The following is a 24,367-nucleotide window of genomic DNA, read 5'->3' on the forward strand; positions in this document are numbered from 1 at the left end:
GCTCCTTACGGAAATTCGACGATCCTCGCGTTGCGCTCGACACCGTCGGCGCCGCGTATCTTCCTCTCGCTCACCATCGCCTCCGCCGGAATCCTGGCCGATGAGATCCTTGCTCCCGGCACGATTCGGACGCTCGCGGTCGCCTGCACCACAGGCTCCCGCGCCGGCGTCCACTGCGCGGGTGCGGCAGCTGTCGCCGAGGCGAGGATCGCGAGGAGCATCATGCTCTTTGTGTAACGCTCCCGGGCGGCAATGGTAAACAAGTCGTTAAGGACTGTCCCGATGCGGGACCGGCCCTCGCCATTGCGCGCTCTGAATCGCTTTGATAGAGGCGCGGCCTTGCCAGGAGCGACGGCAGCAAAGCCGTCCATTTCTCATGCACGTGCGGTCGTGGCGGAACTGGTAGACGCGCAGCGTTGAGGTCGCTGTGGCCGAAAGGCCGTGGAAGTTCGAGTCTTCTCGACCGCACCAGCATATTGTTGAAGCCAGTCCGGCGGACTGGCGACCGATTGCTCATACACCGGATCACAGCCATCGTCCTGCTGCGACTGCGTCGCAACAGCGCCTGCCGGCTAGAAGTCGCCTTAGACGACTATTGGCTTGAGGCGATTTTCGGTCTTGGGTCGAGGTGGATTGACCCGGTTCGAGCCACGGGCTGTTCCACGCTGACCGTCGCCTGCAGCTTCAGGTTGGGATCGATGCCGGCCGCGTCGGCTGAGGCCTTCGCGATCCGCACGCGATAGCTGCCGTAAGGGACGCCTTCGAACAGGAAATAGCCGTCGTAATCCGTACGCGCGGTCGAAACGACGGCTCCGGAGGAATCGACGAGCTCCAGGTCGAGCCCTTCGAAGCCGAGTCCGCCATTCTTGACGATCGCGCCCTCGATATCGCCCGCGCCGACCAGGCCAATGTCCACTTCCGCGGGTACGCCGGGCCTTGGAGTGACCACCTGAAGCGCCTTCTTCGGAGCCAGCATCGGGTCGCCAAGGCTGCTTCGGTCGATTCCGACCGTGATCGGGGAGAATGTCTGCAGGCCGGCGATGGTCACGGTACCGTGGTCGTCGGTCGGTTTTTGAGCGATCGCGTGCCCGGCGGTGATCAAAGCGCCCTTTTCAAAGGGTTCGCCGGCGTCTGCGACCCCATTGTCGTTGAGATCGCGATAGACTCGCGCCCGAACCGAGCCCGCAGCCGCGAGTCGGTCGCGCGAGAAGCTGAAGCCGTGCGTCGGGTCGAGCGAGAAATTGAGGTTCAGCCCGATCGCAACCGATCCGTCGGTCGCCGCTTCGCCGGTCACCGCCAGCGCAAGCCCGCTGAATCGCCGGATATGCGCAAGCCGCATCCGGCCGCGATGCTGCGGGCCGTCATAAGCGAGGGTGCCCTCCCAATCGGCATTGTCCGAGGCAGACCAATAGCCGGTCAGCTCTGCTGAGCGGAACCGGCTGGTGGGGCTGACCTCGAAACTGGTGGAGCCGCGAAGCCTGACGGGACCGACCCGGCCGGTCCCGATGAGGCTCGTCACGACATTTGCTGGCGGCGCCGGGCCTTTGGCGAGATATTGCTGGGTATATCGCACGTCGGCCGCGAGATTGAATCGGCCGATTTGCGCTCCCAGCCGGGCCGCCGCGTCAAGCTGCGCCGATCCGTCGGCGCGATCGGTGTAGTGGATGTCAGTGTGCGCGGGGATCACCGCGCGCCCGATATGAATCGGAGCGTCGAGCGCCAGCCGGGCTTCACGAAGGTTTGAGTTGCGAGCCCCGGGAAGGTCGAAGTCGTTCGCCGTGAGCGCCTGGGCGCTGACGTTGAGCGATCCGAGCTTCGCGAGCAGCTGAGCGCGCGCAGCGGTTCCGCCGTTGCTTTCCCTGGCTGCGCCGACCTCGACGAGCGCGCCCCCGATGGAGCGGCGCACCGAGCCTTCGACGAAAGTCACCCGTTGGTCGTCGAGGAGCATGGTGCGGGCGAGCACTCCGACCGACGTGCGGTCGTCCAGCCCGTGCTCGACTGAGACTGCAGCCTGGTATTTTGGCTCGAGCGGGCTGACTTCCTCCTTGTTCAGCGAGACGAGGTCATGGCTCGGTTGGTTGAATCCGGCCCAATACCAGGTCTTTCCGGCGGGAACGTTGTCCTCACCGACGTTGATCAGCTCGTCGCGTGTGCGAATCTGCCCCTGCGGACCGTAAAGCACGATCTGGATCTGGTTTTCGCCGTATAGCAGCTGGACGTCGTCGAAGACGTAGCGCTGGCGCGAATCCGCGGTCGCAAAGGCGAGAAGTTCGCCGTTCCGGTAGATTTCCGCGTCCCAGCCCGAAGGCAGGTCGCCTTCGAAGCGCGTGCGGTCGAAATTGGTCGGGTTCACCACCGGGCGGTTGGTGAGCACTGCTCCGCGGCCGCTCGTCGGGCTTCCCCCGAGGGTCGTGGTGAGCCCCGCGACATCGCCGAAGCCGAAATGCGTCGCGTGGAGAGGTCCGAGCAGGTCGCCGTCAGGATCGGATCGGTAGGCGCGCATCCGAAGCGAAGTGGGCACGCCCTTCTGGTCGGTCGCGACCTGCGCGTCGTAGGACATGTGCGCGATCTCGCCGGCTGCATAGACCGAGCTCCTGCGGTCGACCTTTGCACCCGTGTCGGCGCGGTAGGTCATCCCGGCGCTGACGACGAAATCGAGCGCGGGCGCTCGCCACATCCGGTACGGCAGGCGAACCTGCGGCAGGGTCGCAAGGTCGAACTTGGCCCGATGCTGGAGGTTTTCGGCCCTCTTCTGCCGTTCGATGGCGAGCTCGACCGGAAGCTTTGCCTCGGTTTCGAGAACGAGCACCGACCCGTTGGTCAGCGGCTTCACCCCCACTCCGAACCAGCGCGCCAGCGCGGCGGAGTTTACGCACCAGCCTTCGGGAGTCTCGCGAATGTCGGTCTTGGCGAGGGCTTCGCTCTTGCCGCCATAGGCGACGGTTCCCGCGCCCTTGTCGATCGAGATTGCGTTGCTTTCCTTGAAGGCCCAGCCGCTCGCTTTCTTTGCAGCCAGGTCGATCTTCATCGGCACATCGAGGGTGGTCAGAAAGTCGCCGAAGACGACGCACGTCCCCTCGGGCGTGTTGTAGGCGCGGACGCCGTCGCCGAGCCGGTACTGGTGGAGCTTGACGTCGAGAAGGAACTGGTCGTCCGGGTCCGCCGCCCAATTGCCGGTGATCGGCGTTGCGGCGCCGGCGCCGACGGCCGTCAGCCAGGCGGCCGCGACAAGCGCGCCCGTCTTGCCGAGCCAGGTGCCGGCGCCGACCATTGCTTTTCACCCGCCTCGCTTCGGCCCTAGCGGAGCACTGCGTGGGTTTCGGCGATCGTCTTGGTGCCGTCGTCGTAGGTTTCGAGATATTCGACGGTCACCGGCCCGGAGAGCTGGCCCTTGAACGCCTCGCTGACCGGGACGGTCACTTCGCGCTCGTTGAGCTCCGTGTAGACCGCGACCGCCCGTGAAATTGCGACGGGGTCTTTCACTCCGGGCTTGAGCACCCGAAGCTCGCCGAAGGTCGACCGGCTTCCGTTGCGGTCGAGCTTGAGCGCGATGACGGGCTTGCCGTCGCGCTGCTCGACGTGGACGTCCGAGATACCCGCTTTCACGCTGAGATTGCCGAGCCGGACGATCACCGGGATCGTCACTCCGTAGACGGGGACCAGCTTGAAGCTCAGGCCGCTGGCCGGTGCGCTCGCGGCCTGTGTCACCGGAGTCGAGGGCGGGATCGCACGAAACAGCAGGTGAACCCGATACTCTCCGTCGGGCAGGCCCTGCGCCGGGCGTGCAGCGATCCTCACCGACTGCGGCTCGCGCGGGGCGAGGGTCACTCGCCGTGGCGCAAAGACCAGCATGTCGCGAGCGGCCTTTTCCGAAGCGCTCGGATCGGTGACCTCCTCGAGCGTTCCGTCCGGCCGCATGCGCCGGAATTCGGCCGAGATTCGATAGGTGGCGGGTTCGTCGCCGATGTTGTTGAGGATGACCTCGGCGCTTCGCCCGCCGTTGAGGACGAGGCGGGTCGGCGCGACCAGGAGGTCGCCGACGCCGGCCGAGGCTGGCTGGAGTGCGAACGGAACGGACGCAACAATCAACGCGGCCGCGGCAACGGCCCTGGACAAAGAGTTCATTTCGACGATCCCCACATTTGCTCCGTTACGGAGTGATCGCCGTGTACCCCCGGAATGGTTGATTTTCTGTTCACCATGGGGGTTCAACCGCCGGCGGAACGACAGAAAAAGGGGCCGCCGTTCCCGGCGACCCCTTCACTAGCGGCAACCTGGCCGCGTTCGGTCAGTTCCGATTACTGATAGTCGGCGCTGACGTCGAACGTGCCCTGGTAAACTCCGTCCGCGGTCGTGTCGCTGACGTCGATCGAACCGCCAAGGTCGAACGTCGTCACGCCGGTCGAATCGAGAACGACAGAACCGGCAGTGGGAGCGTCGACGGTCAGGGTGAGATCCGGAGACGTCTGAGTCTGGTTCACCAGCGCGATCGTCGGCGACACGGTGACCGTGAGCGTCTGGTCGCGGGTGCCGGTCGCGCTATAGCGAGCCGTCTGCGGAGTGCCCGAGCAGGTCACGTCAGCGCCGCAGGTGAACGAACCCGCGTTGGTGATGCTGATCGTGTCCGTGTACGGGCCGGTTCCGCTGAGGACGATGGTCCCGAGGTCCAGATCCTGGACCCAGGCCAGCGTCAGCGGCTGGACGATACGAGCGGTTGCAGTTGCCTGCTGGGTCGGGGTCGCAGCCTCGGCCGGAGCGGCAGTAAGAGCCAGGGCGGAGACCGCGCTGGCGACAATCAGAACCTTCTTCATTTCACAATTCCCCACTGGTTCAAATAGACAGCGGCTGCCCGACCGCTGGTCCGGTCACCCGTGAGCATCCCATTAACCGCCTCCGCTTACCCCTTCCCTCAAGGGAATGGTTACCGGCTCTTTAAGGATTCCTCCGGTCTGGCGGAGGTTCAAAGATAGTCGACGGTGATGGGAACATCGCCGCGATATTCGCCCTCGGAATCGCCGCTGACTTGCAGCCGCCCGCCGAATCGGAAGCTGAGGTTTCCTGCCGCATCGAGCTTTGGAAGCCCGGACAGGTCCGTTTCGATTCGATCGATCGCGATTCGCGAGCCGCCGACCGAGTAGAGGTCGATCCTTCCGGGAAGGTCGACACGGACGATCCGGTTCGGCTCGCCGTGGACGGTTACCGTCCCGACCATGGCACTCGCGCTTACAGTCGCGATGGTGCCGCTGGTGCTGCGCTCGCCGTTCGGGAGCAGGGTCGCGCTTCCATTGCCGGCGCCGAGCAGAACCAGGCGGTCGAAGTCCAGAGTGGCCGCGACCTCCAGCCGGAGGGGCGTTCCGTCTTCGGGCTTTTCGGCCTCGGTGGTCGGTGTGGAGCACAGGCGGCACTGGGCGCGCACGGGCTCGTTCGCGCTGCCAAGGAAGGCTGCGGCGGCAAATAGGCTCGCAAGGGCGTAACGGGACGCCATGCGCATGCTGCTACGGGCGACAGGCTAAAACAGGGTTAATGTCCGCCTAACTCGACTGCGCCGTCCCGGTGCCGCTTCGGCCCGGCGGATTGGGGCGAAGGTCGTTCTTGCCGGATCGGTCCGCGCTTTCTATCGCCTGACCCAGATGGCCCGATCGCAAACCGGCTCCGCACGGCGCCCGCTCATCACCGGACTCAAGCTCGCGCTCTATGCGGGGCTTCTCGGGCTCGTGGCCTTGGTGGTTGCGGTCGCCGTCGCCGTCGCCTCGCTGCCTAGCTACGAGCAATTGTCGCGCCGCTCGGATCTCGGACAGATGATCCGGGTCCACGCATCCAATGGGACGGTCCTCGTCTCGCTCGGCCCCAGCTTCGGCCAGTGGCTGAGTTACGACCAGATTCCGGCCTCCATGCGCTCGGCCATGATCGCGATCGAGGACCGGCGTTTCCGCAGCCATGTCGGCATCGATCCGCTCGGACTCGCCCGCGCGATCGGCTCGGCGGTAATCGGCGGGCACCGAGTCCGTGCCACCTCGACGATCACCCAGCAGCTCGCTCGGAACATCTTCCTAAGCAACAACCGGAGCATGGGCCGCAAGATCAAGGAGGCGATCCTCGCGCTGGCGCTTGAGCGCAAATTCTCCAAGGACCAGATCCTCGAACTCTACCTAAACCGCGTCTATTTCGGCGGCGGCGCCTACGGCATCGACGCGGCGTCGCGCCGCTTCTTCGGACATGGCGCCGACCATCTGTCGCTGGGCGAGGCGACGATTGTCGCAGGCCTCGTGAAGGCGCCGTCCAATTACGCACCCACCGCCGATGTCGAGGCCGCCCGCCGCCGCTCCGAGGTTGTGCTCAAGACCATGGTCGACAACGGCTTCATCACGTCGGACGTCGCCGCGAGCGTGAATCCGGCAGAAATCCGAATCCAGCCGACCGCAAAGCAGGACGCCGCCCGCTACTTCACCGACTGGGCGCTCCCTCAGCTCGACACGCTGATCGACGAGACCTCGGAGCCGATCGACGTCTGGACGACGCTCGACATCCGCATGGAGGAAGCCGCCGAGCGCGCGATCGTCGCCAATGCCCCCGACGGCGCGCAGGGCGCCCTGGTCGCGATCGATCGAGACGGCGCCGTGCGGGCGATGGTGGGCGGAAAGAATTATTCGTCGTCGATCTACAACCGCGCGACCCAGGCCGTCCGCCAGCCCGGCTCGTCGTTCAAGCTGTTCGTCTATCTCGCGGCGCTCGAATCGGGGATGAAGCCGACCGACACGATGGTCGACCAGCCGGTGACCATCAACGGATGGACGCCGCGCAACGACACCCGCAACTTCGCCGGGCCGGTCAGCTTGCGTGAGGCCTTCTCGCGGTCGATCAATACGATCAGTGCCCAGATCGGGCAGCAGCTCGGCTTCTCCACCATCGCCGACATGGCGCACCGCTTCGGGATCTCGACCAACATCTCGACTTACCCGTCGATGGTGCTCGGCTCGAGCGAGGCCCGGCTTATCGAGATGACGCAGGCGTTCGCTGGAGTCTCCGCCCACGGCACTGCCGTCACGCCCTACGGCATTAGCCGGGTCGTGACCGTCAACGGCCGCGAGCTCTATCGCCACGACCCGCCCGAGCAGCGCGTGCTCGTCGCCCCATGGGTTGCCGCCGAGATGACCGATCTTCTTCAGTCCGCCGTCCTCACCGGCACCGGCCGGGCGGCACAGATCGGCCGCCCCGTCGCCGGCAAGACCGGGACCACGACTTCGAACAAGGACGGCTGGTTCATCGGCTTTTCCAGCGGCCTCACCACGGGAGTCTGGATGGGCCGCGACGACGCCCGTCCCGTCCGCGGCCTTTACGGCGGCACGGCTCCGGCGCGAGCCTTCCACGACTTCATGAGCGTTGCCGTCGCCAACCGTCCGGTCGAGCAGTTCGAGACCACCGTCCCGATGCCCGACTGGCAGCTTGAGCCCGAGGAGGAATATACCGCCGGCGAATATATCGACCTCAACACGGCGCCGATGGTCGACGAGAACGGCAACCCGATCCCGGGACAGCCCGCCTATCCGCCCGGCTACGACCCCGGCCAACAGCAGCAGCTTCCCCCGGGGCAGCAACCGCCCGGCGGCCTGTCACAGCAATGGCTAGATAATGTCCTAGGCTCCGGCCGCGACCGGCAACAGCCGCGGCCTCCTGGCCAGCCGATTCCGCCTGCTACCGCTCCGACCCAACCCCAGCAGCAACCGCAGCCGCAGCCACCACGCTCAACGAGCGACCCCAATGCGCCGCAGCCTGGGGCCCCAGGCTCGCAATAAGGCCTGCGCCCGCTTCACGTCGCCGCCGAACAGGTCGCGCTCCAACGTCTTGAACTGCTTGCCGTGGTTGAGCTCCTTGAGGTGCGCCACCTCGTGGGCGACCACGAACCGGCGCACTTCCGGGGGGGCGAGGATCAATCGCCAGGAGTAGCGGATGGACCCGCCGCTGCTGCAGCTTCCCCAGCGTGTGCGCGCGTCGCCGATCGCCACCGAACATGCTCTGGCCTCGGCGCGCTGAGCCATCTCGGCGGTCTCCGCCGACAGGGTGGCAAGCGCCATTCGCTTGAGGAAAAGCTCGATCCGGCGAGCAAAGCCGGTTTCGGGACCGCCGCATTCCAGCCGGCCGCCGTGAAGCTTCGGACTACGTGGAAGCTCGCTCGACCAGCAAAGCTCAACGTCGGCGCCCTCGATCGGAACGACACCACCCTGGACGAACGGCTCGGCCGGAAGCGCCGAATCGAGCTGCTGCTGGACCCAAAGCTTCTGGCTTGCTGCCCAGGCAAGCGCCGCCGCCGGCTTCACACCGCGGGGATGAGTGAGCTTGAGCACCCGTTCGCGCTCGTCGAACCGAAGCCGCATTCGCCGGGCGTTCCTGATCGGCCGGAGGACAACCGGGAGCGGAAGATCCGGATGGCTTGCGGCGGGTCTAGAGCTCACGCTCCACCACGTGCCACTCGAGGTCGCCGGCGTCGTCTTCGTTGACCGTCCAGCCGCGAGTCGACTGTCCCGCCTCGTGGACCGTCTCGCGACTTCCCGAGATCAGGTAATGCCATTCGGGCAGAGGTTTGCCTGCTGCACGCAGACGATAGGCGCAGGTTTCCGGAAGCCAGTCGAGCGAAGCGAGCTTGCGGCGGTCGATCTTCACGCAGTCGGCAACCCGCGCTTTGCGGTGCGCATAATCAGTGCAGCGTCCGCTTCGCCGATCGAGCAGGCGGCAGGCGACGTTGGTCGGATAGAGCTCGCCGGTCTCCTCATCCTCGAGCTTGTGGGTGCAGCATCGGCCGCAGCCGTCGCACAGCGCCTCCCACTCGCCCCGATCGAGGGTGGACAAAGGCTTTTCCCAGAAAGGCTTGTCGGCGTTCATGACAAAGCCAGCCATGCTCTGCTAACCGGTGCCGATCAAGCCAAGCTGCGGGGGAATTGAGAATGCATCCGTTCAAGCGCGCGCTGGCCGTAATTGCGGTCGCGTCCATCGCCCTTCCTGCTGCGGCTCAGGACGGCGGCTATGACGGCGCCCAGTTCGTCAAGGCGATCCAGGACGGCAAGAACGACGACGCGGTGAACCTGTTCAAGGCCAAGCCCTCGTTGGTGAACGCCCGCGATTTCGACGGAATGACGGCCCTGATCGCCGCGATCGACAATCGCGACCGCGAATGGGCGGGCTACCTTCTCCAACAGGGCGCCGATCCCAACCTGGCCGCGAGGACCGGCGAGACTCCGCTCATGGCTGCGGCCCGGGTCGGCCTGACGGAAGCCGCCGACTGGTTGATCGACATGGGCGCTAAGGTCGATGCCGAGAACAAGATGGGTGAAACCGCGCTCATCATTGCTGTCCAGCGCAGGCAGATCCCGATCGTCCGCGCATTGGTCGCAGCCGGGGCCAATCCCGACAAGGCCGATTCCGCTCAGGGTTATTCGGCGCGCGATTACGCCAGGCTCGACAGTCGCACCCCCGAGATCTTGCGGATCATCGAAGCCAAGAAACCCAAGCCCTAACGGCCCTCGCCAAGCGTCGGGTCGATCTGTTCCGACAGCCGACGGGCCGCCCTCCGCGCAAATCGAAGCAGCTCCGCCTTGCGGCGGGCGGGGGCAAGCGGCCGGTGCGCGGCATGCCTGACCAAAGCAGCGTCATAACGGTCGGCGACGATCAGCCCGGCTTCGTCGGGTAGATAATGCTGCTGGTCGAGTATCGCAGCGAGGCCGGGCGGCACGGCCCAGTAGAAATGGTCGCAATAGTCGAGATAATCCGTCCACTTGCAGTCGCCCAGAAGGTCGGACCTGGCGACCTTGATCTCGACGATCGTCAGGTTTCCCTTGGGATCGATTCCCATCAGGTCGGCGCGTCTTCCGTTCGGAAGCGGCACCTCGCAGATCGCGAATAGCTCCTGCCGGCAGAACAAACGCGTCACCCCGCGGGCGACGTCGATCGAAAGCGGCGGCGAATCCTCGAAGCAAGGCTGGAGTAGCGAATCGGTGGCGGTGCTCACCCCGACACGCTAGAACAAATCGAGACCATAGGGGAAGGACCCATGTCGGTCCTTCGCGTCGGCGCGCCCTAGCGGAAGAAGATGTGGTTACCGATCGCGGCAACCTGCTTCAGGCGCCAGCCCGGGTGGACCCGCCGGGCGTGGAAGTAGAGCGCGTTGGCAGCCGCGGAGGGCTTCAGGTCCTGGTCGACAATCTTGGCGATCGCCACCGCGGTCTTCCACTGACGGCCGTCCTTGGCGATGTGCGGCCAGGATTTGCCGCGAACGAACGAGAATTGCCCGCGCTGAAACAGCACTCCGCAATAGGTGCTGGCGAAGCGACCGCTCTCGGCGCGATTGGCGATGACATGCCCGACGGCGAGCTGGCCGGCGAGCGGTTCGCTCTTGGATTCGAAATAGATTCCGGCGGCCAGGCATTCGAGCTGGCGGCTGCCCGGGTCCGAGCTTCTCAGCTGCGCCACCAGGGTCGGAAGGTCCTGGCTGGCGTCTATATCCAGGGTCGCACTGTCTTCATCCGTGTCGGTTGCCTCCGGCTGAGGCTCCGCCTGTGGCTCGACCGGAATCGCGATATTGTCCGCGTTCCGCAACAATTCCTGGGCGATTGCCGACGGGTTGACGGCGCTAGCCGTCTGCACCGGCGGCGCAGAAGCCGGGCCAACCTGGGCTGGAGCGACCGAGCTTGCGCTCATCGCGGCACAGATCAGCAGCGCCGAACGGAGGGAAACGACCATATTTTTCGCTTGTCATTGCGGTGAACCGCCCAAAGGACGAGGCTCTTACTCGCGGTTTCGTACCGCATTTGCCCCAGGGTGATTCCCCGTCTCGCGTGGCGCTTCCGTTCGGATTTTCCGGCGGGAAAGCGCCCCCACTCTCACTATCTGGTTCGCCTTTCCCCGGGCGGCGTCTCAGGGTCAACCCGGAGAGGTCGTTTCAGCGATGAATCGTTCCGGCTGCGCGACGTCTAGTTCTATTAACCACGAATCCGGATCGAATTTCACGCGCCGGGCAAGGAAATCCGCCACTTCCTCGGCCGCGTCCTGTGGCGGTCCGGCGACAGCCCAGCGATAGGCTCCGTCAAGGTCGAGTGCCCGTTCCAGGCACGCGACATAGGCTCCGCGGCCTCGAACCACGAGAATGATGGAGCCGCGATCGCTGTCGCCCTTGTGGAGCACCGCGGCAAAGCCACCCTCCGCCTGGGCGCGGCGCATGAGGCTGCTGGCCTCCACCGAGGCACTCAGGCGAGCCTCGCTCATCGCTCAGTCAGGCGGCGTCGCGCTCGTCCGCTCCCATCAGCACCGCCGCAAGCGCGTCGCGGCTCCGGGCTCCCCGCATCTTCTCCAAAGTCGCGGCGTTGCGGACCACCCGGCTGATCGCGGCGAGAGCTTTCAGATGCTCGGCGCCGGCTTCCGGCGGCGAAAGCAGCAGGAATACCAGGTCGACCGGCTTGCCATCGATCGCCTTGTAGCCGACCGGTTCCGACAGCCGCACGAACAGGCAGTAGATCTGGCTCAGTCCGTCGACCTTGCCGTGGGGGATTGCGACGCCGTGACCGAATCCGGTCGAGCCGAGCTTCTCGCGCTCGGTAAGCGTTGCAACGATTTCCGCCGGAGTGATCCCGAGCCTGCTGGCCGCCAGGTTCGCCAGCTGGTTGAGCAGCGAACGCTTGTTGCCGGCCGACAAGCCGGGCTTGATCGCGTCGAAGTCCAGGAAATCGGTCAGGCGCATTGGCGAGAACTCTGCAAAGCCGACGCTCGCGTTTCGGCGGCGACGGGTCGTGAACTGGGGCCGGCGGATTAGCTCTCGTTCGGTTCGACCCAACCGATATTTCCGTCTTCCCGGCGATAGACCATGTTGAGCTCGCCGGTGCCGCTGTTCTTGAACAAAAGGGCATTGGTGTTTCGAAGATCGAGAATCATCACCGCGTCAGCTACGTTGGCCTCCGGGATGTCGACCTTGGTCTCGGCGACGATGGTCGGGTTCTCCGGCGCCTCTTCCTCTTCGGCACTCGAAGCGAACACGCGATAGGCCGCATTCGCTTCGAGGAACGGAGTCACGTCGTGGCCCTGATTGTGCTCCTTCAGCCGCCTCATGTAGCGGCGAAGCTGCTTCTCGATCTTGTCCGCGGCGCCTTCGAACGCGATCTGCGCGGTCGGCGCCCGGTGAGCGGCTTTCAGGACCACGCCCTGCCCCACGGGAGCGACGATGTCGCACGTGAAATCGTTCTGCGGGCCCTTGCCGAAAGTCACGTCGGCGCCGACCGATCGGGCGTAATATTTCTCGGTGATCTCCTCGATCCGCTGGATCGCGCGCTCCTTCATGGAGTCGCCGGTTTCGACCTGGTGGTCAGCGACACGAACATCCACGGGCGAGGCTCCTTTTCCTGCGACTTGGCGGGCCGCTTAGGGCGGCGTTCGCCGCTGCGTCAACTTGCAGCGGTGAACCGTGCCCAGAGCGGGTTGGCCAGCTTCGCTATAAACGCTCGATGGCGCTCAAGCTCCTCATCGGCAGCACAATGTGCACGGGCAATCCGGTGCTCGCGAACCGTCACCGTGCCTGCGGACGGAGTCAATCCGGTGTCGTCCGTCTCCTCGACAAGTCCCAGGCCGATCTGCCGGCCGCCGGTCAGCTCGATATAGACCTGGGCGAGCAACTGCGCGTCGAGAAGCGCCCCGTGCCGGACCCGGTGGCTGCGATCGACTCCGAAACGGGTGCAAAGCGCGTCGAGGCTGTGCTTCGCACCTGGGTGGCGACTTCTTGCCATCGATAGGGTGTCGACCATGCGGCTGGTGCAGACAATTGGATGCCCGCACAGCCCGAGTTCGAAGTTGAGGAAGCCGAAGTCGAAGCCGGCATTGTGCGCGACAAGCGGCGAATCCTCGATGAACTCGAGCAGCTCGCCCGCCTTCTCCGAGAAGCGGGGCTTGTCCGACAGGAAGATGTCCGAGAGGCCGTGAACCGCTTCGGCCCCCGGCGGCATCGGCCGCTCAGGATTGAAATAAGCGTGGAAGTGGCGGCCGGTCTCGGCGCGGTTGATCATCTCGATGCAGCCGATTTCGACGATCCGGTCGCCCCCCGCGGGGTCCAGTCCCGTGGTTTCGGTGTCGAAGACGATTTCGCGCATACCCCTGTTTAACCACCGGCCTTGAGGCCAAGACAAGACAATATGTCGCTGACCTGGCGCTCAGTTGTGGATAGGTCGCCGCCCGTATCGACCACGAAGTCGGCACGCGCGCGCTTCTCCTCGTCGGGCATCTGACGAGCGATCAGCGCGGCGAGCTTCTCTTCGGTCATTCCCGGCCGCGCCAATACCCGCTCGCGTTGAATCTCTGCGGGCGCGGAAACGACGATGACCTTATCGAACACCTCCGCTCCGCCGGTTTCGAACAGCAGCGGAATCTCGAACAACAGCGCCGGCTGGTCACCGTTTTCGACGATGAAGCGAGTCCGTTCGTGGTGGACCGAAGGGTGGACGATGGCTTCCAGCGCGGCAAGCTCGTCCGGATCCGAAAGCACCCGCTCCGAAAGCGCGTCGCGGTTCACTCCATCCGGACCGGTCGTTCCCGGAAATCTTTCCTCGATCTTGCCGACGAGCGATCCGCCCGGGCCCTGCAGCCGGCGCACGACCGCGTCGGCATCGAACACGGGCACACCGGCGCGCCTGAACATCTCAGCGACCGTCGATTTGCCCATTCCGATCGAGCCGGTGAGCGCGAGGCGGATCACGAGCTCATCACTCCGCGCTCGCGAAGGGCCGCCAGGAGAGGAAGGAGGGGCATGCCGAGGATGGTGAAGAAGCTGCCTTCGATGGTGTCGAACAACTGCACGCCTCGGCCTTCCAGTCGGAACACACCGACGCAATAGCCGACTTCCGGCCATTCGGCGTCGAGATATTCCTCGATGAACCCTTCAGACAGCGGCCGGACCTGCAGGGTCGCCTGGTCGCAATGCTTCCACTGGGGCTTTCCGCCGCGGGCAAGCGCGACGGCGCTGGTGAGGGTGATCGGCTTGCCCGAAAAGTGGCGCAGGTGGGCCCCCGCCTCTTCGCGGTCGACTGGCTTGCCGAACAGGGTTCCGGCGACGCTGACTACGGAATCGCTTCCGATTACCAAATCGCTGGTGCGCGATTTGCTCACCGCGAGCGCTTTTGCCTCCGCCAGCGCTGTCGCCAGTTGCGCCGGATCGCGGTGCCGCTCCTTGAAGCTGGCCTCATCAACGTCGGCGGGGATGCTGTCGAATGGAACTCCCGCCTGCTCCAACATCTGGCGCCGGATCGGGCTCGAGGAAGCGAGGATTAGGGTCAATTGAACAACCTTGTGGAAAAGCGTGCTCCTGCCCCTAGCGCGAGGAGGTGGGCAGTCTCAACGGGCCAGCTGTCCACCCGCTTGGCGGGTCAGTGCCCACATCCATTCACAAGCGGGTGCATCTATCCCCAGCCTGTGAATCGCGGGGGACTCAGCCGGCGACTCGCGGGATTCGCTGACATCCCGTTACCCCGCGCCTGTTGGAAATTCCGGAACGCTCCTCTATTTCCCGAGTCCAGCCGGACAACTACATCACCAATTAGATTCTAAGAATCTCTATAGGGAGAGAGAGGGTGGCCCGTTCGCCCCGCAACGCAGTGCCGGCGAGCGGAGCAGACAAGCCCCTGCTCAGCGTGCTTCGAGGACAGCGCCTGGCCACGCCGCCGATGTGGTTGATGAGGCAGGCGGGCCGGTATCTCCCGGAATATCGCCGCCTTCGCCAGGACAAGGGCAGCTTCCTGAACCTGGTCTGCGACAGCGCGGCTGCGGCCGACGTCACGCTCCAGCCGCTCGAACGCTTCGACTTCGACGCGGCGATCCTCTTCTCCGACATCCTGATCGTTCCGTTCGCGATCGGTCAGAATTTGAGCTTCGTCGCCGGCGAAGGGCCGCGTCTGACTCCGCCGCTGGTCTCGGCGGATCTCGATGCGCTTACCCCGACCCTGACCCGCTTCGAGCCGATCTACGAGACCGTGCGCAAGGTGAAGACGAGGCTTTCGCCGGACAAGACGCTGATCGGCTTTGCCGGAAGTCCGTGGACGGTCGCCACCTACATGATTGCCGGCCAAGGTAGCCGCGACCAGTCCGAGACCCGGCGCCTGGCCTATTCCGACAGCGGGCGCTTCTCCGCGATCATCGAGAGGATCGAAAAGGTCACGTTCCAGTATCTCTGCGGCCAGGTGGAAGCCGGTGCAGAGGTGCTTCAGCTGTTCGACAGCTGGGCCGGGAGCCTTGCGCCGAGCGAATTCGAGAAATGGGTGATCGCCCCGACCGCGCGTCTGGTGGAGAAGCTCCGTCACGAACACCCTGACGTCCCGATCGTCGGTTTCCCCAAGGGCGCGGGCGGGAAGATCGCGGCCTATGCCCGCGAAACCGGTGTCGATTGCGTCGGCCTCGACGAAACCGTCGATCCCCATTGGGCGAACCGCGAGCTTCCCAAAGGTCTTCCGGTCCAGGGCAACCTCGACCCGCTCGCCTTGCTTGCCGGCGGAGAGGCGATGCGTGTCGCCGTCAAGCAAGTGCTTGACGCTTTCTCCGAGCGCCCGCACATCTTCAACCTCGGGCACGGAATCCTTCCCGAAACTCCGATCGATCATGTCGAGCAGCTGGTTGCGCTCGTAAAGGGGACGAATGGCTGACCTTACCGGCTTCCTTGGCGCCGCTTATCCATGGGTGAAGGCGGCGCACGTGACGTTCGTCATTTTCTGGATCGCCGGGCTGCTGCTCGTCCCGCGCTTCTACGTCTATCACCACGAGACCGCGCCGGGATCCGCCGAGGACAGGGCGTGGGTCGAGCGCGAGCGCAGGGCTCGCAACATCATTCTCACTCCGGCGATGATCGCAGTCTGGGTGCTTGGGCTGATGCTGGCTTTCCACATCGGCGCATTCAGCCAAGGCTGGTTCCACGCTAAGCTTGCGCTCGTGATCGCTCTGAGCGCTTACCAGGGCTGGCTTGGGGTTTATGGGAAGCGGCTGGCAGCAGGCACCCGGTCGTCCGACAGCAAGGCGCTCCGGATCATGAACGAGGTTCCCGGCATCGCGACTGCCATAATCGTCGTGCTGGTTATCGTCCGGCCGTTCTGAAATCGGCGACGGAGGCGATTGACTAAAGGGGAGCCGCTCCCTAACTCGCGAGCCAAGGCTGTACCGCCTGTATTTCTCCTTTGCCGTTCAGCCTTCCGTCCATCCGCGGCGTCCGCCGCCAAGGCTTTGAAACGCTGAACGTCCCCCACGCCCCAAAAAGCGAATCCCATGCACCTGAAAGACTTGAAACAAAAATCGCCGGCCGAGCTGGTCTCGATGGCCGAGGAACTCGGCGTCGAAGGCGCATCGACGATGCGCAAGCAGGATCTGATGTTCTCGATCCTGAAGATCGAAGCGGACGACGGCGTTCAGATCATCGGCAGCGGAACGATCGAAGTCCTGAATGACGGCTTCGGCTTCCTCCGATCGCCGGAAGCCAATTATCTCGCCGGCCCGGACGACATCTACGTCGCCCCGTCGGTCGTCCGGCGCTTCGGCCTTCGAACGGGCGACACGGTCGAAGGCGAAATCCGCGGCCCTAAGGATGGCGAGCGCTATTTCGCTCTGACGCGCGTCACGTCGATCAATTTCGACGATCCGGACACCGTCCGCCACCGCGTCAATTTCGACAATCTCACGCCGCTCTACCCGGACGAGAAGCTCAAGCTCGACACGCTCGACCCGACCATCAAGGACAAGTCGGCCCGGGTCATCGATATCGTCTCGCCGCTGGGCAAGGGCCAGCGCGCCCTGATCGTCGCTCCGCCGCGGACCGGCAAGACCGTGCTTCTCCAGAACATCGCCCGGGCGATTACCGACAACAATCCCGAGGTGATCCTTATCGTCCTCCTGATTGACGAGCGGCCGGAGGAAGTGACCGACATGCAGCGGTCGGTGAACGGCGAAGTCATTTCATCGACGTTCGACGAGCCTGCCCAGCGTCACGTCCAGGTCGCCGAAATGGTGATCGAAAAGGCCAAGCGCCTGGTCGAGCACAAGAAGGATGTCGTGATCCTGCTCGATTCCATCACCCGCCTCGGCCGCGCCTACAACACCGTGGTCCCGAGCTCCGGCAAGGTTCTGACCGGCGGTGTCGATGCCAACGCCCTTCAGCGGCCGAAGCGATTCTTCGGCGCCGCGCGCAACATCGAGGAAGGCGGCTCGCTTTCGATCATCGCGACCGCGCTCATCGATACGGGCTCGAAGATGGACGAAGTGATCTTCGAGGAGTTCAAGGGCACCGGCAACAGCGAAATCGTGCTCGACCGCAAGGTTGCCGACAAGCGCATCTTCCCGTCGCTCGATGTCGGCAAGTCCGGCACCCGCAAGGAAGAGCTGCTGGTCGACCAGGGCACACTCACCAAGATGTGGGTGCTTCGCCGCATCCTGATGCAGATGGGCACGGTCGATGCGATGCAGTTCCTCCTCGACAAGATGAAGGACGCCAAGTCGAACGAGGATTTCTTCGCTTCGATGAACCAGTAGCGCTCGGCGCGGTTCGAACCGTCCATGCTTAGCGGGTTCAGCTTCTCGAGTATTTTCACCCCTACCGGCATGGCTCAGCTCGGCCAGATCATCGTCGGCGACCTGACGATGGCCGGCGACAACGTCGTCATCATGGGGTCGCTTGCCTCGGGCCTGCCGGAGCGGGACCGAAGGCGAGTGCTCATGCTGGGCGTCGGCATGGCGCTCGGCTTCCTGATCACCTTCGCGGTGATCGCGACTCAGCTTCTCAAGATCACCGGGCTGGTGTTTGCCGGCGGGCTGCTTCTGCTCTGGGTCGCGTACAACATGGTCCGCGAGATCAGGCCGCGCCCGATCGTCGTTGCGGACGACGAGCTTACGGAAGTGGTCGAAGGTCCGCCGCGGACCAAGACTTTCCTCCAGGCCGCGATCCAAATCACCATCGCCGACCTCAGCATGAGCCTCGACAACGTACTCCTGGTTGCGTCCATCGCCCGCGAGAACCCGGCCCTGCTCGTGATCGGGCTGACGTTCTCGGTGTTGTTCATGGGCTTTGCCGCCAATTACGTCGCCAAGCTGATTCAGCGGTATCACTGGATCAATTATATCGGGCTCGCGGTGATCCTCTATGTCGCCGCCAGCATGATCTACGAGGGTTGGATGGGCGGCGAGCACGTGTTGGGGTTGAGGCAAGTGCTCGGCGCCGGCTAGCGGCGGAACAAAATGCAGCCTGTGGCTCTTCGAGTTGCAGGCTTGTGACTGAAGTGGGGAATTGCTTGTCGGGTCTGTTTCTAAGTGGCGCCGCAGCGCTCGTCGCGGGGCTCGGCCCGCCAGCCGGGATATGGCAGGACATTCTCCGCGACTTCTCCAACTTGGGGGAGCCGGCGGCGATGGCTGCCTTCTTCCAGGTGCTGATGATCGACCTCGTGCTCGCGGGGGACAACGCGATCGTCGTCGGCGCGCTGGCTGCGGGCCTCTCTTCGGAACAGAGACGCAAGGTCATCATGATCGGCGTGCTCGCGGCCCTTGTCCTGAGGGTCGTCTTCGCGCTCGCCGTTACGCAGCTGCTCCAGGTCGTCGGCCTCATCCTTGCGGGCGGATTGTTGCTTTTGTGGGTGGCCTGGAAAATGTGGCGCGAATTGCGCCGCCCAAAAGACTGCTCGCCGGGGTCGGAAGAGATCGTGGGGGACGAGCGCTCGGGCGTCTACGCCGCGAAGAGCTTTTCCGGCGCCGTGTGGGGCGTGGCAATTGCCGACGTCAGCATGAGCCTGGACAATGTGCTGGCAGTTGCAGGAGCGGCGCGTGAGCATCCTGGGATTCTCATCGTTGGCCTGATTATCGCGGTCATCCTGATGGGAATCGCGGCCAATGTGATCGCCCGCTACATCGATCGCTTCCGCTGGATCGGATATGTTGGGTTGCTGGTTATCATGTGGGTTGCTGTGAAGATGATCTGGGACGGCTATCACGACGTCGCCCCGGTACTTGGCTGGCCGGCCGTCGCCAATGCGGTTTGAGGAGCGGTGCCGCTGAGGCTAGTGGCCTTGAGGTGACGCCCGCCACCATCTTTGCACTTTCGAGCGGAAGCCCACCCGCGGCGATCTCGGTCATTCGTGTAAGCGGGGCAGCGGCTCACCAAGCGGGGCGGGCGTTTGCAGGAGATTTGCCTCCTGCCCGGCAGGCGGCGGTGCGAGAGCTTCGCAACCGGGAAGGTGAGCTCCTCGACGAAGCGCTTGTTCTTCGGTTCGACGGCCCTTCGTCGTCGACCGGCGAAGATCTCGTCGAATTTCATTGTCATGGCGGTCGCGCAGTGGTGGCGGCGGTGCTCGACGCCCTCGGCCGCTTCGAAGGCCTCCGGGGGGCACAACCCGGGGAATTCACCCGCCGCGCCTTCGAGAATGGGCGGATCGACCTCACGGAAGCCGAAGGCCTGGCCGATTTGATCGAGGCGGAGACCGAGAGCCAGCGCCGGTCCGCGCTTGCGATGGCCGAAGGGGGGCTGCGCCGGCAAATCGATGCGTGGCAGGAGGCGCTGCTTTCCCTCTCAGCTCGGGCAGAGGCGGCGATCGACTATGTCGAAGAGGAGTCGGTTGACGCGGATCCGCAACTTTCGCGCGATTGCAGCGCATTAGCGTCAGAGCTACGCTCATGGCTTCTCCGGCCCCGCTCAGAGCCACTCAAGGATGGCATAAAAGTGGTGATTGCCGGCCCGCCAAATACCGGAAAATCCAGCGTTCTCAATGCGTTGGTTGGCCAAGACAGAGCCATCGTCACCGATACCCCCGGCACGACGCGAGATCACATCGACGTCCCGCTGTCCCTGGAAGGTGTTCCGCTGCGTCTGACCGACACGGCCGGTTTGCGAGAATCGGACGAGGAGGTCGAACGAATGGGGGTTGAGCGCGCCGGTCGGTTGATCGCCATGGCTGACGTGCTGTTGTGGCTTGGGGAAAGCGCGGCGCCGCAGCATCCGCACCTCATCAGGGTCCACTCGAAGAGTGACCTCCCAGGTCGGGACTGCGCCCCTCCGGACGCGCTTGCTGTCTCGGCTCTGACCGGTCGAGGCTTGTCGGAGCTTGCCGATGCGATCGTCCGGGAAGCAAGGCAATTGCTTCCTGTAGAAGGCGACCTTGCCCTTAATCGCCGCCAGTCGGAGGCGATTGCTGAAGCGGAAGCCGGACTCCGGTCGGCTTCGGTCGGTGACGATGTCGTACTTGTCGCGGAAATGCTGCGTCGGGCGAGGACCGCCTTCGACCGACTGACCGGTCGCGCCGGTGTCGAGGACCTTCTCGATTCGCTGTTCGGCCGCTTCTGTCTGGGGAAGTGATGTTTCACGTGGAACACGTCGCCACAGGCGCGAGGTTCGGCTAAGGGCGCCGGTCATGTACGACGTGCTGGTCATCGGAGGCGGACACGCCGGCTGCGAAGCCGCGGCCGCCGCCGCGCGCCGCGGGGCGCGAGTAGGGCTGGTTACCTTCCGCGCCGCGGATGTCGGGCAGATGTCGTGCAACCCCTCGATCGGCGGCGTCGGCAAGGGCCATCTCGTCCGCGAGCTCGACGTGTTCGACGGATTGATGGCACGCGCAGCCGACCGAGCCGCGATCCACCGTCGGATGTTGAACCGGAGCAAGGGGCCCGCAGTCCAGGGCCCGCGGCTCCAGGCTGATAGGGCCCTCTATCGCAGGGCAGCCGCCGAGCTGCTCGCGGACAGTGGCGTCGAGGTGCTGGTCTGCGAGGCGCTCCGGATGGTGATCCAAGCGGGGCGTGTCGAGGCGCTCGATACGAGCGTCGGCCTGATTCAATGCAAGGCGCTCGTGATCGCGACGGGCACTTTTCTCGATGCGCGGCTGTTCGTGGGCGAGAAGGTGCTTGCAGGCGGACGTCAAGGCGAGAGGGCGTCCGTCACGCTTGGGCAGCAGGTCCGAGAGATCGGGCTGGGGCAGGGGCGGCTCAAGACCGGAACACCCCCTCGGCTGGATGGGCGGACGATCGATTGGGCGAGACTGGAACGGCAGCCCAGCGAGGGAGAGGCGTGGCGCATGTCCGCGCTCGACGACTGCCTGCGCATTCCCCAGCTTCACTGCGCGATCACTCGCACCAACGACCGTACGCATGAGATCATCGAGACGAATTTCACACGTTCTCCCCTGTTCGCCGGTGCGATCGAGGGGCGAGGTCCGCGATACTGCCCGTCGATCGAGGACAAGGTGAAAAGGTTCGGCGGACGCGACGGGCACCAGATCTTCCTCGAGCCGGAGGGACTAGCTGACCACCTGGTTTATCCGAACGGGATCTCCACCTCGCTGCCCGAGGACGTCCAGCGTGACTTCGTCCGTTCGATCGTCGGTCTCGAGCGAGCCGAGATCGTTCGGCCAGGCTATGCGGTCGAATATGAGTTCGTCGACGCGCGGCGGCTCGGCACGACATTGGAGGTCCAGGACATCGCCGGCCTGTTCCTAGCGGGGCAGATCAATGGCACGACCGGCTACGAGGAGGCCGCGGCCCAGGGCCTCGTCGCCGGGCTGAACGCTGCGGCCGCCGCTCTGGGCCTGAGCGCGGTGCGCTTCGACCGGCGGACGTCCTACATTGGCGTGATGATCGACGACCTGACGCTTCAGGGCGTCAGCGAGCCGTATCGCATGATGACCGCACGGGCCGAATATCGCCTTGCCCTTCGCGCCGATAATGCCGCGACGCGCCTAGGTCGAGATGCCTTGGATTCGGGCTGCGTGTCGCAGCGCCGCCAAGAACATATCGAGGGGCACCTAGAGTTGCGTGGCTCCGCGGCGTGGGGAGACACTGAGGAGGGGCGAGCGGACAGGCTCTATGCTCCCTACCTGGAACGGCAAGAGCGCGAGTGGGAAGCGGTCCGGCGCGACTCTCGGGTGTGGCTCGGTGGCGCCTTTAATTACGCCTCCGTTCCGGGGCTCTCGAACGAAATGGTGGAGCGGCTATCCACAGCCCGGCCGGAAACGCTCGATCAGGCTTCGCGTGTCGCGGGAGTCACGCCGGCGGCGCTGTCTGCCTTGTACGTCGCGGCGTGCCGCGCTGCGGCATGATCGACCGCTTGGCCGAAGCGGCCACCCGCAAGGTTTCACGTGAAACATTTGACCTTCTGCAGCGGTATGCCGAGCTGCTTCGTGACGAATCGGCCAGGCAAAACCTGGTCGCTGCGTCGACGCTCGAGTCGTTATGGGAACGGCACATCCTCGACAGCGCCCAGCTAGTGCGATTCGAGCCTTTTGATGGCGCATCGTGGGCCGACATCGGCTCCGGCGCCGGACTTCCAGGGCTGGTCATTGCCGCGCTGGTGGAAGGGCCCATCCTCCTTATCGAGCCGCGCCGGCTTCGGGCCGAATTCCTCGAGCGCTGCGTCGCCGAGCTTGGGCTGGGGAACCGAGTCGCGGTCGCTGCGTCGAAGGTCGAGAAGGCCACTGGCCGATTCGACGCGATCACTGCCCGCGCGGTCGCCTCGGTCGACAAATTGCTGCAACTATCCACGCATCTGTCCACAAGAAATAGCCTGTGGGTGCTCCCGAAGGGTCGAAGCGCGCAATCGGAACTGGCTGAAGCCCGGCGACGCTGGCATTGTGAGGCCGAAACAGTTCCCAGCTTCACCGATCCCGATTCCGAGATCCTCGTGCTGCGGAACGTGAAGCCAAGGGGTGGGCGATGATCCGCGTCGCGATCGCGAACCAGAAGGGTGGCGTCGGCAAGACGACGACAGCGATCAACCTGGCGACGGCGCTCGCCGCGATCGGCTGGAAGGTCCTGCTGGTCGATCTCGACCCGCAGGGCAATGCCTCGACGGGGCTCGGCGTCCCGCAGTCGAAGCGCGAGAAGTCGAGCTATGACGTGCTGATTGGCTCGGCAGGAGTCCAGGAGAGCGTGATCCCGACGCGTGTGCCGAGGCTCGATCTTCTGCCGGCCACCGTCGACCTTTCCGGTGCTGAGGTGGAGCTCGTTTCCCTCAACGACCGCGCGCACCGCCTCGACAATGCGCTTTCGGCTACGACGCCCGGCCGGTGGGACATCTGCCTGATTGACTGCCCGCCGTCGCTTGGACTGCTGACCGTGAACGCGCTCGTTGCTGCGCGGCACCTTTTGGTCCCGCTTCAGTCGGAATTCTTTGCTTTAGAAGGACTTAGCCAGCTGCTGCAGACCGTCGAGCGGATCCGCACTGCGTTCAATCCGGAGCTTGCGATCCTCGGCGTTGCGCTGACGATGTTTGATCGCCGCAATCGCCTCTCGCAGCAGGTATCCGACGACGTTCGCGCCTGCCTGGGCCGCGTGGTGTTCGACACCGTGGTGCCGCGTAACGTTCGCCTGTCGGAAGCGCCGAGCCATGGCCTGCCGGCACTGATCTACGACCTGCGCTGCCCCGGTTCGGAAGCCTATGTGAGCCTTGCACGCGAGCTGATCGCTCGTCTCCCGCGTAGGGCCGAAGCCGCATGAGCGACAAGAAGACTTCGGGACTCGGCCGCGGCCTGGCCGCCTTGCTCGATGAAGCGGTTCGCCCCGCGGCAGCGCCGCAGGCGGAGGCTGGCCAAATTCCATCCGCCACAGGCGTGCGCGAGGTGGAAATCGGCAGAATCCGGCCGAATCCCGCCCAACCGCGAATGCATTTCGATGAGGAGAGTATCGCGGAGCTGGCCGATTCGATCGGCGAGCGCGGCGTTCTCCAGCCGGTCCTGTTGCGGCCTGACGGCGAGAATTTCCAGCTGGTCGCCGGCGAGCGCCGCTGGCGGGCAGCCCAGCGGGCTCGCCTGCACACCATCCCTGCGATCGTTCGCGACATCGACGATTCGACGTCGGCCGAGATTGCTCTGATCGAGAACGTGCAGCGGCAGGACCTCAACGCGATTGAGGAAGCCGAGGGCTACAAGAAGCTCGTCGAAAAATATGGCCACACGCAGGACGCGTTGGCCAAGCTGGTTCACAAGTCGCGAAGCCATATAGCTAACCTGTTGAGATTGCTGGAACTTCCTCTGGAAGTGAAGCAAATGCTACTGCAAGGCGATATCAGCATGGGTCATGCCCGGGCTGTGGCCACCAGCGAAGATCCGGCCGGCCTCGCCTGGGAAATCGTCGAAAAGGGTCTCTCGGTGCGCCAGGCGGAGGCCTTGGCGAAACGGAGCAAGCCCGGTTCTCCGGAGGGAGCGCCGCGCGCATCCGCTCCGCGAGCACAGCAGGGCAGCGATGCTGATCTCGCCGCGCTGGAGCGACAGCTGGGCGACATGCTCGGCCTGAAGGTCAAGGTCGCGAACAATGGCAACCGCGGCACCGTCACCTTGAGCTATTCGAGCCTCGACCAGCTCGACATGATCTGCCAGCGCCTCTCGGGCGAGCCCATCTAGCC

The 24,367-nt window shown here is 64.7% G+C and carries 27 protein-coding genes and 1 tRNA gene; 13 read left to right on the forward strand and 15 right to left on the reverse strand.

The annotated features are described in order from the left end of the window. Nucleotides 1–5: 5 nt before the first annotated feature. Nucleotides 6–224, reverse strand: a complete 219-nt coding sequence (locus tag LZ519_RS08715; RefSeq protein ID WP_249868288.1) for a hypothetical protein — start codon at nt 222–224, stop codon at nt 6–8. A gap of 160 nt (nt 225–384) precedes the next feature. Between LZ519_RS08715 and LZ519_RS08720 the strand changes: the two genes are divergently transcribed. Beyond that, a tRNA-Leu gene (locus LZ519_RS08720) sits at nt 385–471 on the forward strand. Nucleotides 472–592: 121 nt separating this feature from the next. On the opposite strand, the gene LZ519_RS08725 is transcribed toward LZ519_RS08720, so the two are convergent. From LZ519_RS08725 to LZ519_RS08740, 4 genes are all read right to left on the reverse strand, one after another. Beyond that, entirely contained in the window at nt 593–3,271 is a 2,679-nt protein-coding gene (locus tag LZ519_RS08725; RefSeq protein ID WP_249868289.1) for an MSCRAMM family protein, read from the reverse strand. A gap of 26 nt (nt 3,272–3,297) precedes the next feature. Beyond that, nucleotides 3,298–4,140, reverse strand: coding sequence for a fimbrial biogenesis chaperone (locus LZ519_RS08730; RefSeq protein WP_249868290.1), 843 nt, complete (start codon nt 4,138–4,140; stop codon nt 3,298–3,300). 158 nt (nt 4,141–4,298) lie between these two features. Continuing rightward, nucleotides 4,299–4,811: a DUF4402 domain-containing protein gene (locus LZ519_RS08735; protein ID WP_249868291.1), complete on the reverse strand. Its 513-nt coding sequence runs from the start codon at nt 4,809–4,811 to the stop codon at nt 4,299–4,301. A 149-nt stretch (nt 4,812–4,960) separates the two neighbouring features. Then, nucleotides 4,961–5,485 (reverse strand): DUF4402 domain-containing protein, encoded by a 525-nt coding sequence (locus LZ519_RS08740; RefSeq protein ID WP_249868292.1) that lies wholly within the window; start codon nt 5,483–5,485, stop codon nt 4,961–4,963. A 145-nt stretch (nt 5,486–5,630) separates the two neighbouring features. Here LZ519_RS08740 and LZ519_RS08745 point away from each other — a divergent pair, with 145 nt between their 5' ends. Next, the gene (locus LZ519_RS08745; protein WP_249868293.1) at nt 5,631–7,793 is read left to right on the forward strand and encodes a transglycosylase domain-containing protein; all 2,163 of its coding nucleotides are present in this window, start codon (nt 5,631–5,633) and stop codon (nt 7,791–7,793) included. On the opposite strand, the gene LZ519_RS08750 is transcribed toward LZ519_RS08745, so the two are convergent. Together LZ519_RS08750 and LZ519_RS08755 are read right to left on the reverse strand one after the other, a co-directional pair. Further along, a complete protein-coding gene (locus LZ519_RS08750; RefSeq protein ID WP_249868294.1) occupies nt 7,743–8,372 on the reverse strand; it encodes a M48 family metallopeptidase in 630 nt (209 codons plus the stop codon). The genes LZ519_RS08745 and LZ519_RS08750 overlap by 51 nt on opposite strands. A 67-nt stretch (nt 8,373–8,439) precedes the next feature. Beyond that, nucleotides 8,440–8,892: a YcgN family cysteine cluster protein gene (locus LZ519_RS08755; RefSeq protein ID WP_249868295.1), complete on the reverse strand. Its 453-nt coding sequence runs from the start codon at nt 8,890–8,892 to the stop codon at nt 8,440–8,442. A gap of 47 nt (nt 8,893–8,939) precedes the next feature. Here LZ519_RS08755 and LZ519_RS08760 point away from each other — a divergent pair, with 47 nt between their 5' ends. Beyond that, nucleotides 8,940–9,509: an ankyrin repeat domain-containing protein gene (locus LZ519_RS08760; protein WP_249868296.1), complete on the forward strand. Its 570-nt coding sequence runs from the start codon at nt 8,940–8,942 to the stop codon at nt 9,507–9,509. On the opposite strand, the gene LZ519_RS08765 is transcribed toward LZ519_RS08760, so the two are convergent. From LZ519_RS08765 to LZ519_RS08800, 8 genes are all read right to left on the reverse strand, one after another. Beyond that, complete coding sequence (locus LZ519_RS08765; RefSeq protein ID WP_249868297.1) at nt 9,506–10,000, reverse strand: MmcB family DNA repair protein; 495 nt, start codon at nt 9,998–10,000, stop codon at nt 9,506–9,508. The two genes, LZ519_RS08760 and LZ519_RS08765, sit on opposite strands and share 4 nt — an antisense overlap. A gap of 68 nt (nt 10,001–10,068) precedes the next feature. Further along, a complete protein-coding gene (locus LZ519_RS08770; protein ID WP_249868298.1) occupies nt 10,069–10,731 on the reverse strand; it encodes a cell wall hydrolase in 663 nt (220 codons plus the stop codon). A gap of 180 nt (nt 10,732–10,911) precedes the next feature. Continuing rightward, nucleotides 10,912–11,253, reverse strand: coding sequence for a DUF1491 family protein (locus LZ519_RS08775; protein ID WP_249868299.1), 342 nt, complete (start codon nt 11,251–11,253; stop codon nt 10,912–10,914). 7 nt (nt 11,254–11,260) lie between these two features. Next, nucleotides 11,261–11,725, reverse strand: a complete 465-nt coding sequence (locus LZ519_RS08780; protein ID WP_249868300.1) for a PTS sugar transporter subunit IIA — start codon at nt 11,723–11,725, stop codon at nt 11,261–11,263. A gap of 68 nt (nt 11,726–11,793) precedes the next feature. Continuing rightward, nucleotides 11,794–12,363 carry a ribosome hibernation-promoting factor, HPF/YfiA family gene (hpf, locus tag LZ519_RS08785; protein ID WP_249868301.1) on the reverse strand — a complete coding sequence of 190 codons (570 nt, stop codon included), beginning with the start codon at nt 12,361–12,363 and terminating at the stop codon, nt 11,794–11,796. A gap of 59 nt (nt 12,364–12,422) precedes the next feature. Beyond that, nucleotides 12,423–13,121 (reverse strand): DNA polymerase III subunit epsilon, encoded by a 699-nt coding sequence (gene dnaQ / locus LZ519_RS08790; protein WP_249868302.1) that lies wholly within the window; start codon nt 13,119–13,121, stop codon nt 12,423–12,425. 8 nt (nt 13,122–13,129) lie between these two features. Next, nucleotides 13,130–13,723 (reverse strand): dephospho-CoA kinase, encoded by a 594-nt coding sequence (gene coaE / locus LZ519_RS08795; protein ID WP_249868303.1) that lies wholly within the window; start codon nt 13,721–13,723, stop codon nt 13,130–13,132. Further along, nucleotides 13,720–14,301: a Maf family protein gene (locus tag LZ519_RS08800; protein WP_249868304.1), complete on the reverse strand. Its 582-nt coding sequence runs from the start codon at nt 14,299–14,301 to the stop codon at nt 13,720–13,722. Before LZ519_RS08800 ends, coaE begins: the two co-directional genes overlap by 4 nt. A 293-nt stretch (nt 14,302–14,594) precedes the next feature. Between LZ519_RS08800 and hemE the strand changes: the two genes are divergently transcribed. The 10 genes from hemE to LZ519_RS08850 all read left to right on the forward strand — a co-directional run bounded on the left by hemE (nt 14,595) and on the right by LZ519_RS08850 (nt 24,365). Continuing rightward, complete coding sequence (gene hemE / locus LZ519_RS08805; RefSeq protein WP_249868305.1) at nt 14,595–15,659, forward strand: uroporphyrinogen decarboxylase; 1,065 nt, start codon at nt 14,595–14,597, stop codon at nt 15,657–15,659. Next, nucleotides 15,652–16,104 carry a CopD family protein gene (locus tag LZ519_RS08810; protein ID WP_249868306.1) on the forward strand — a complete coding sequence of 151 codons (453 nt, stop codon included), beginning with the start codon at nt 15,652–15,654 and terminating at the stop codon, nt 16,102–16,104. Before hemE ends, LZ519_RS08810 begins: the two co-directional genes overlap by 8 nt. Nucleotides 16,105–16,272: 168 nt before the next feature. Next, complete coding sequence (rho, locus tag LZ519_RS08815; protein WP_249868307.1) at nt 16,273–17,529, forward strand: transcription termination factor Rho; 1,257 nt, start codon at nt 16,273–16,275, stop codon at nt 17,527–17,529. Between the two features lie 69 nt (nt 17,530–17,598). After that, nucleotides 17,599–18,219: a YjbE family putative metal transport protein gene (locus LZ519_RS08820; RefSeq protein ID WP_249868308.1), complete on the forward strand. Its 621-nt coding sequence runs from the start codon at nt 17,599–17,601 to the stop codon at nt 18,217–18,219. Between the two features lie 179 nt (nt 18,220–18,398). Continuing rightward, nucleotides 18,399–19,025 carry a YjbE family putative metal transport protein gene (locus LZ519_RS08825; protein WP_431358113.1) on the forward strand — a complete coding sequence of 209 codons (627 nt, stop codon included), beginning with the start codon at nt 18,399–18,401 and terminating at the stop codon, nt 19,023–19,025. A gap of 32 nt (nt 19,026–19,057) precedes the next feature. Beyond that, on the forward strand, nt 19,058–20,335 hold the full coding sequence (gene mnmE, locus LZ519_RS08830) for a tRNA uridine-5-carboxymethylaminomethyl(34) synthesis GTPase MnmE (protein WP_249868310.1): 1,278 nt from the start codon (nt 19,058–19,060) through the stop codon (nt 20,333–20,335). Nucleotides 20,336–20,390: 55 nt separating this feature from the next. Beyond that, nucleotides 20,391–22,067, forward strand: coding sequence for a tRNA uridine-5-carboxymethylaminomethyl(34) synthesis enzyme MnmG (gene mnmG, locus LZ519_RS08835; RefSeq protein WP_249868311.1), 1,677 nt, complete (start codon nt 20,391–20,393; stop codon nt 22,065–22,067). After that, entirely contained in the window at nt 22,064–22,684 is a 621-nt protein-coding gene (gene rsmG / locus LZ519_RS08840) for a 16S rRNA (guanine(527)-N(7))-methyltransferase RsmG (protein ID WP_249868312.1), read from the forward strand. The genes mnmG and rsmG overlap by 4 nt, the downstream gene beginning before the upstream one ends. After that, on the forward strand, nt 22,681–23,463 hold the full coding sequence (locus LZ519_RS08845) for a ParA family protein (protein WP_249868313.1): 783 nt from the start codon (nt 22,681–22,683) through the stop codon (nt 23,461–23,463). Before rsmG ends, LZ519_RS08845 begins: the two co-directional genes overlap by 4 nt. Then, a complete protein-coding gene (locus LZ519_RS08850; RefSeq protein WP_249868314.1) occupies nt 23,460–24,365 on the forward strand; it encodes a ParB/RepB/Spo0J family partition protein in 906 nt (301 codons plus the stop codon). The genes LZ519_RS08845 and LZ519_RS08850 overlap by 4 nt, the downstream gene beginning before the upstream one ends. The last annotated feature ends 2 nt before the right edge of the window (nt 24,366–24,367 follow it).

It is taken from the genome of Sphingomonas anseongensis (assembly GCF_023516495.1).
Classification (GTDB): Bacteria; Pseudomonadota; Alphaproteobacteria; order Sphingomonadales; family Sphingomonadaceae; genus Sphingomicrobium; species Sphingomicrobium anseongensis.

Coding starts and splice junctions, on each gene's coding strand:
- LZ519_RS08715 (WP_249868288.1), bottom strand. CDS start 224: ATGATGCTCCTCGCGATCCTCGCCTCGGCGACAGCTGCCGCACCCGCG.
- LZ519_RS08725 (WP_249868289.1), bottom strand. CDS start 3,271: ATGGTCGGCGCCGGCACCTGGCTCGGCAAGACGGGCGCGCTTGTCGCG.
- LZ519_RS08735 (WP_249868291.1), bottom strand. CDS start 4,811: ATGAAGAAGGTTCTGATTGTCGCCAGCGCGGTCTCCGCCCTGGCTCTT.
- LZ519_RS08740 (WP_249868292.1), bottom strand. CDS start 5,485: ATGGCGTCCCGTTACGCCCTTGCGAGCCTATTTGCCGCCGCAGCCTTC.
- LZ519_RS08745 (WP_249868293.1), top strand. CDS start 5,631: ATGGCCCGATCGCAAACCGGCTCCGCACGGCGCCCGCTCATCACCGGA.
- LZ519_RS08750 (WP_249868294.1), bottom strand. CDS start 8,372: ATGCGGCTTCGGTTCGACGAGCGCGAACGGGTGCTCAAGCTCACTCAT.
- LZ519_RS08755 (WP_249868295.1), bottom strand. CDS start 8,892: ATGGCTGGCTTTGTCATGAACGCCGACAAGCCTTTCTGGGAAAAGCCT.
- LZ519_RS08760 (WP_249868296.1), top strand. CDS start 8,940: ATGCATCCGTTCAAGCGCGCGCTGGCCGTAATTGCGGTCGCGTCCATC.
- LZ519_RS08770 (WP_249868298.1), bottom strand. CDS start 10,731: ATGGTCGTTTCCCTCCGTTCGGCGCTGCTGATCTGTGCCGCGATGAGC.
- LZ519_RS08775 (WP_249868299.1), bottom strand. CDS start 11,253: ATGAGCGAGGCTCGCCTGAGTGCCTCGGTGGAGGCCAGCAGCCTCATG.
- LZ519_RS08780 (WP_249868300.1), bottom strand. CDS start 11,725: ATGCGCCTGACCGATTTCCTGGACTTCGACGCGATCAAGCCCGGCTTG.
- dnaQ (WP_249868302.1), bottom strand. CDS start 13,121: ATGCGCGAAATCGTCTTCGACACCGAAACCACGGGACTGGACCCCGCG.
- LZ519_RS08810 (WP_249868306.1), top strand. CDS start 15,652: ATGGCTGACCTTACCGGCTTCCTTGGCGCCGCTTATCCATGGGTGAAG.
- rho (WP_249868307.1), top strand. CDS start 16,273: ATGCACCTGAAAGACTTGAAACAAAAATCGCCGGCCGAGCTGGTCTCG.
- LZ519_RS08820 (WP_249868308.1), top strand. CDS start 17,599: ATGGCTCAGCTCGGCCAGATCATCGTCGGCGACCTGACGATGGCCGGC.
- LZ519_RS08825 (WP_431358113.1), top strand. CDS start 18,399: ATGGCTGCCTTCTTCCAGGTGCTGATGATCGACCTCGTGCTCGCGGGG.
- mnmG (WP_249868311.1), top strand. CDS start 20,391: ATGTACGACGTGCTGGTCATCGGAGGCGGACACGCCGGCTGCGAAGCC.
- rsmG (WP_249868312.1), top strand. CDS start 22,064: ATGATCGACCGCTTGGCCGAAGCGGCCACCCGCAAGGTTTCACGTGAA.
- LZ519_RS08845 (WP_249868313.1), top strand. CDS start 22,681: ATGATCCGCGTCGCGATCGCGAACCAGAAGGGTGGCGTCGGCAAGACG.
- LZ519_RS08850 (WP_249868314.1), top strand. CDS start 23,460: ATGAGCGACAAGAAGACTTCGGGACTCGGCCGCGGCCTGGCCGCCTTG.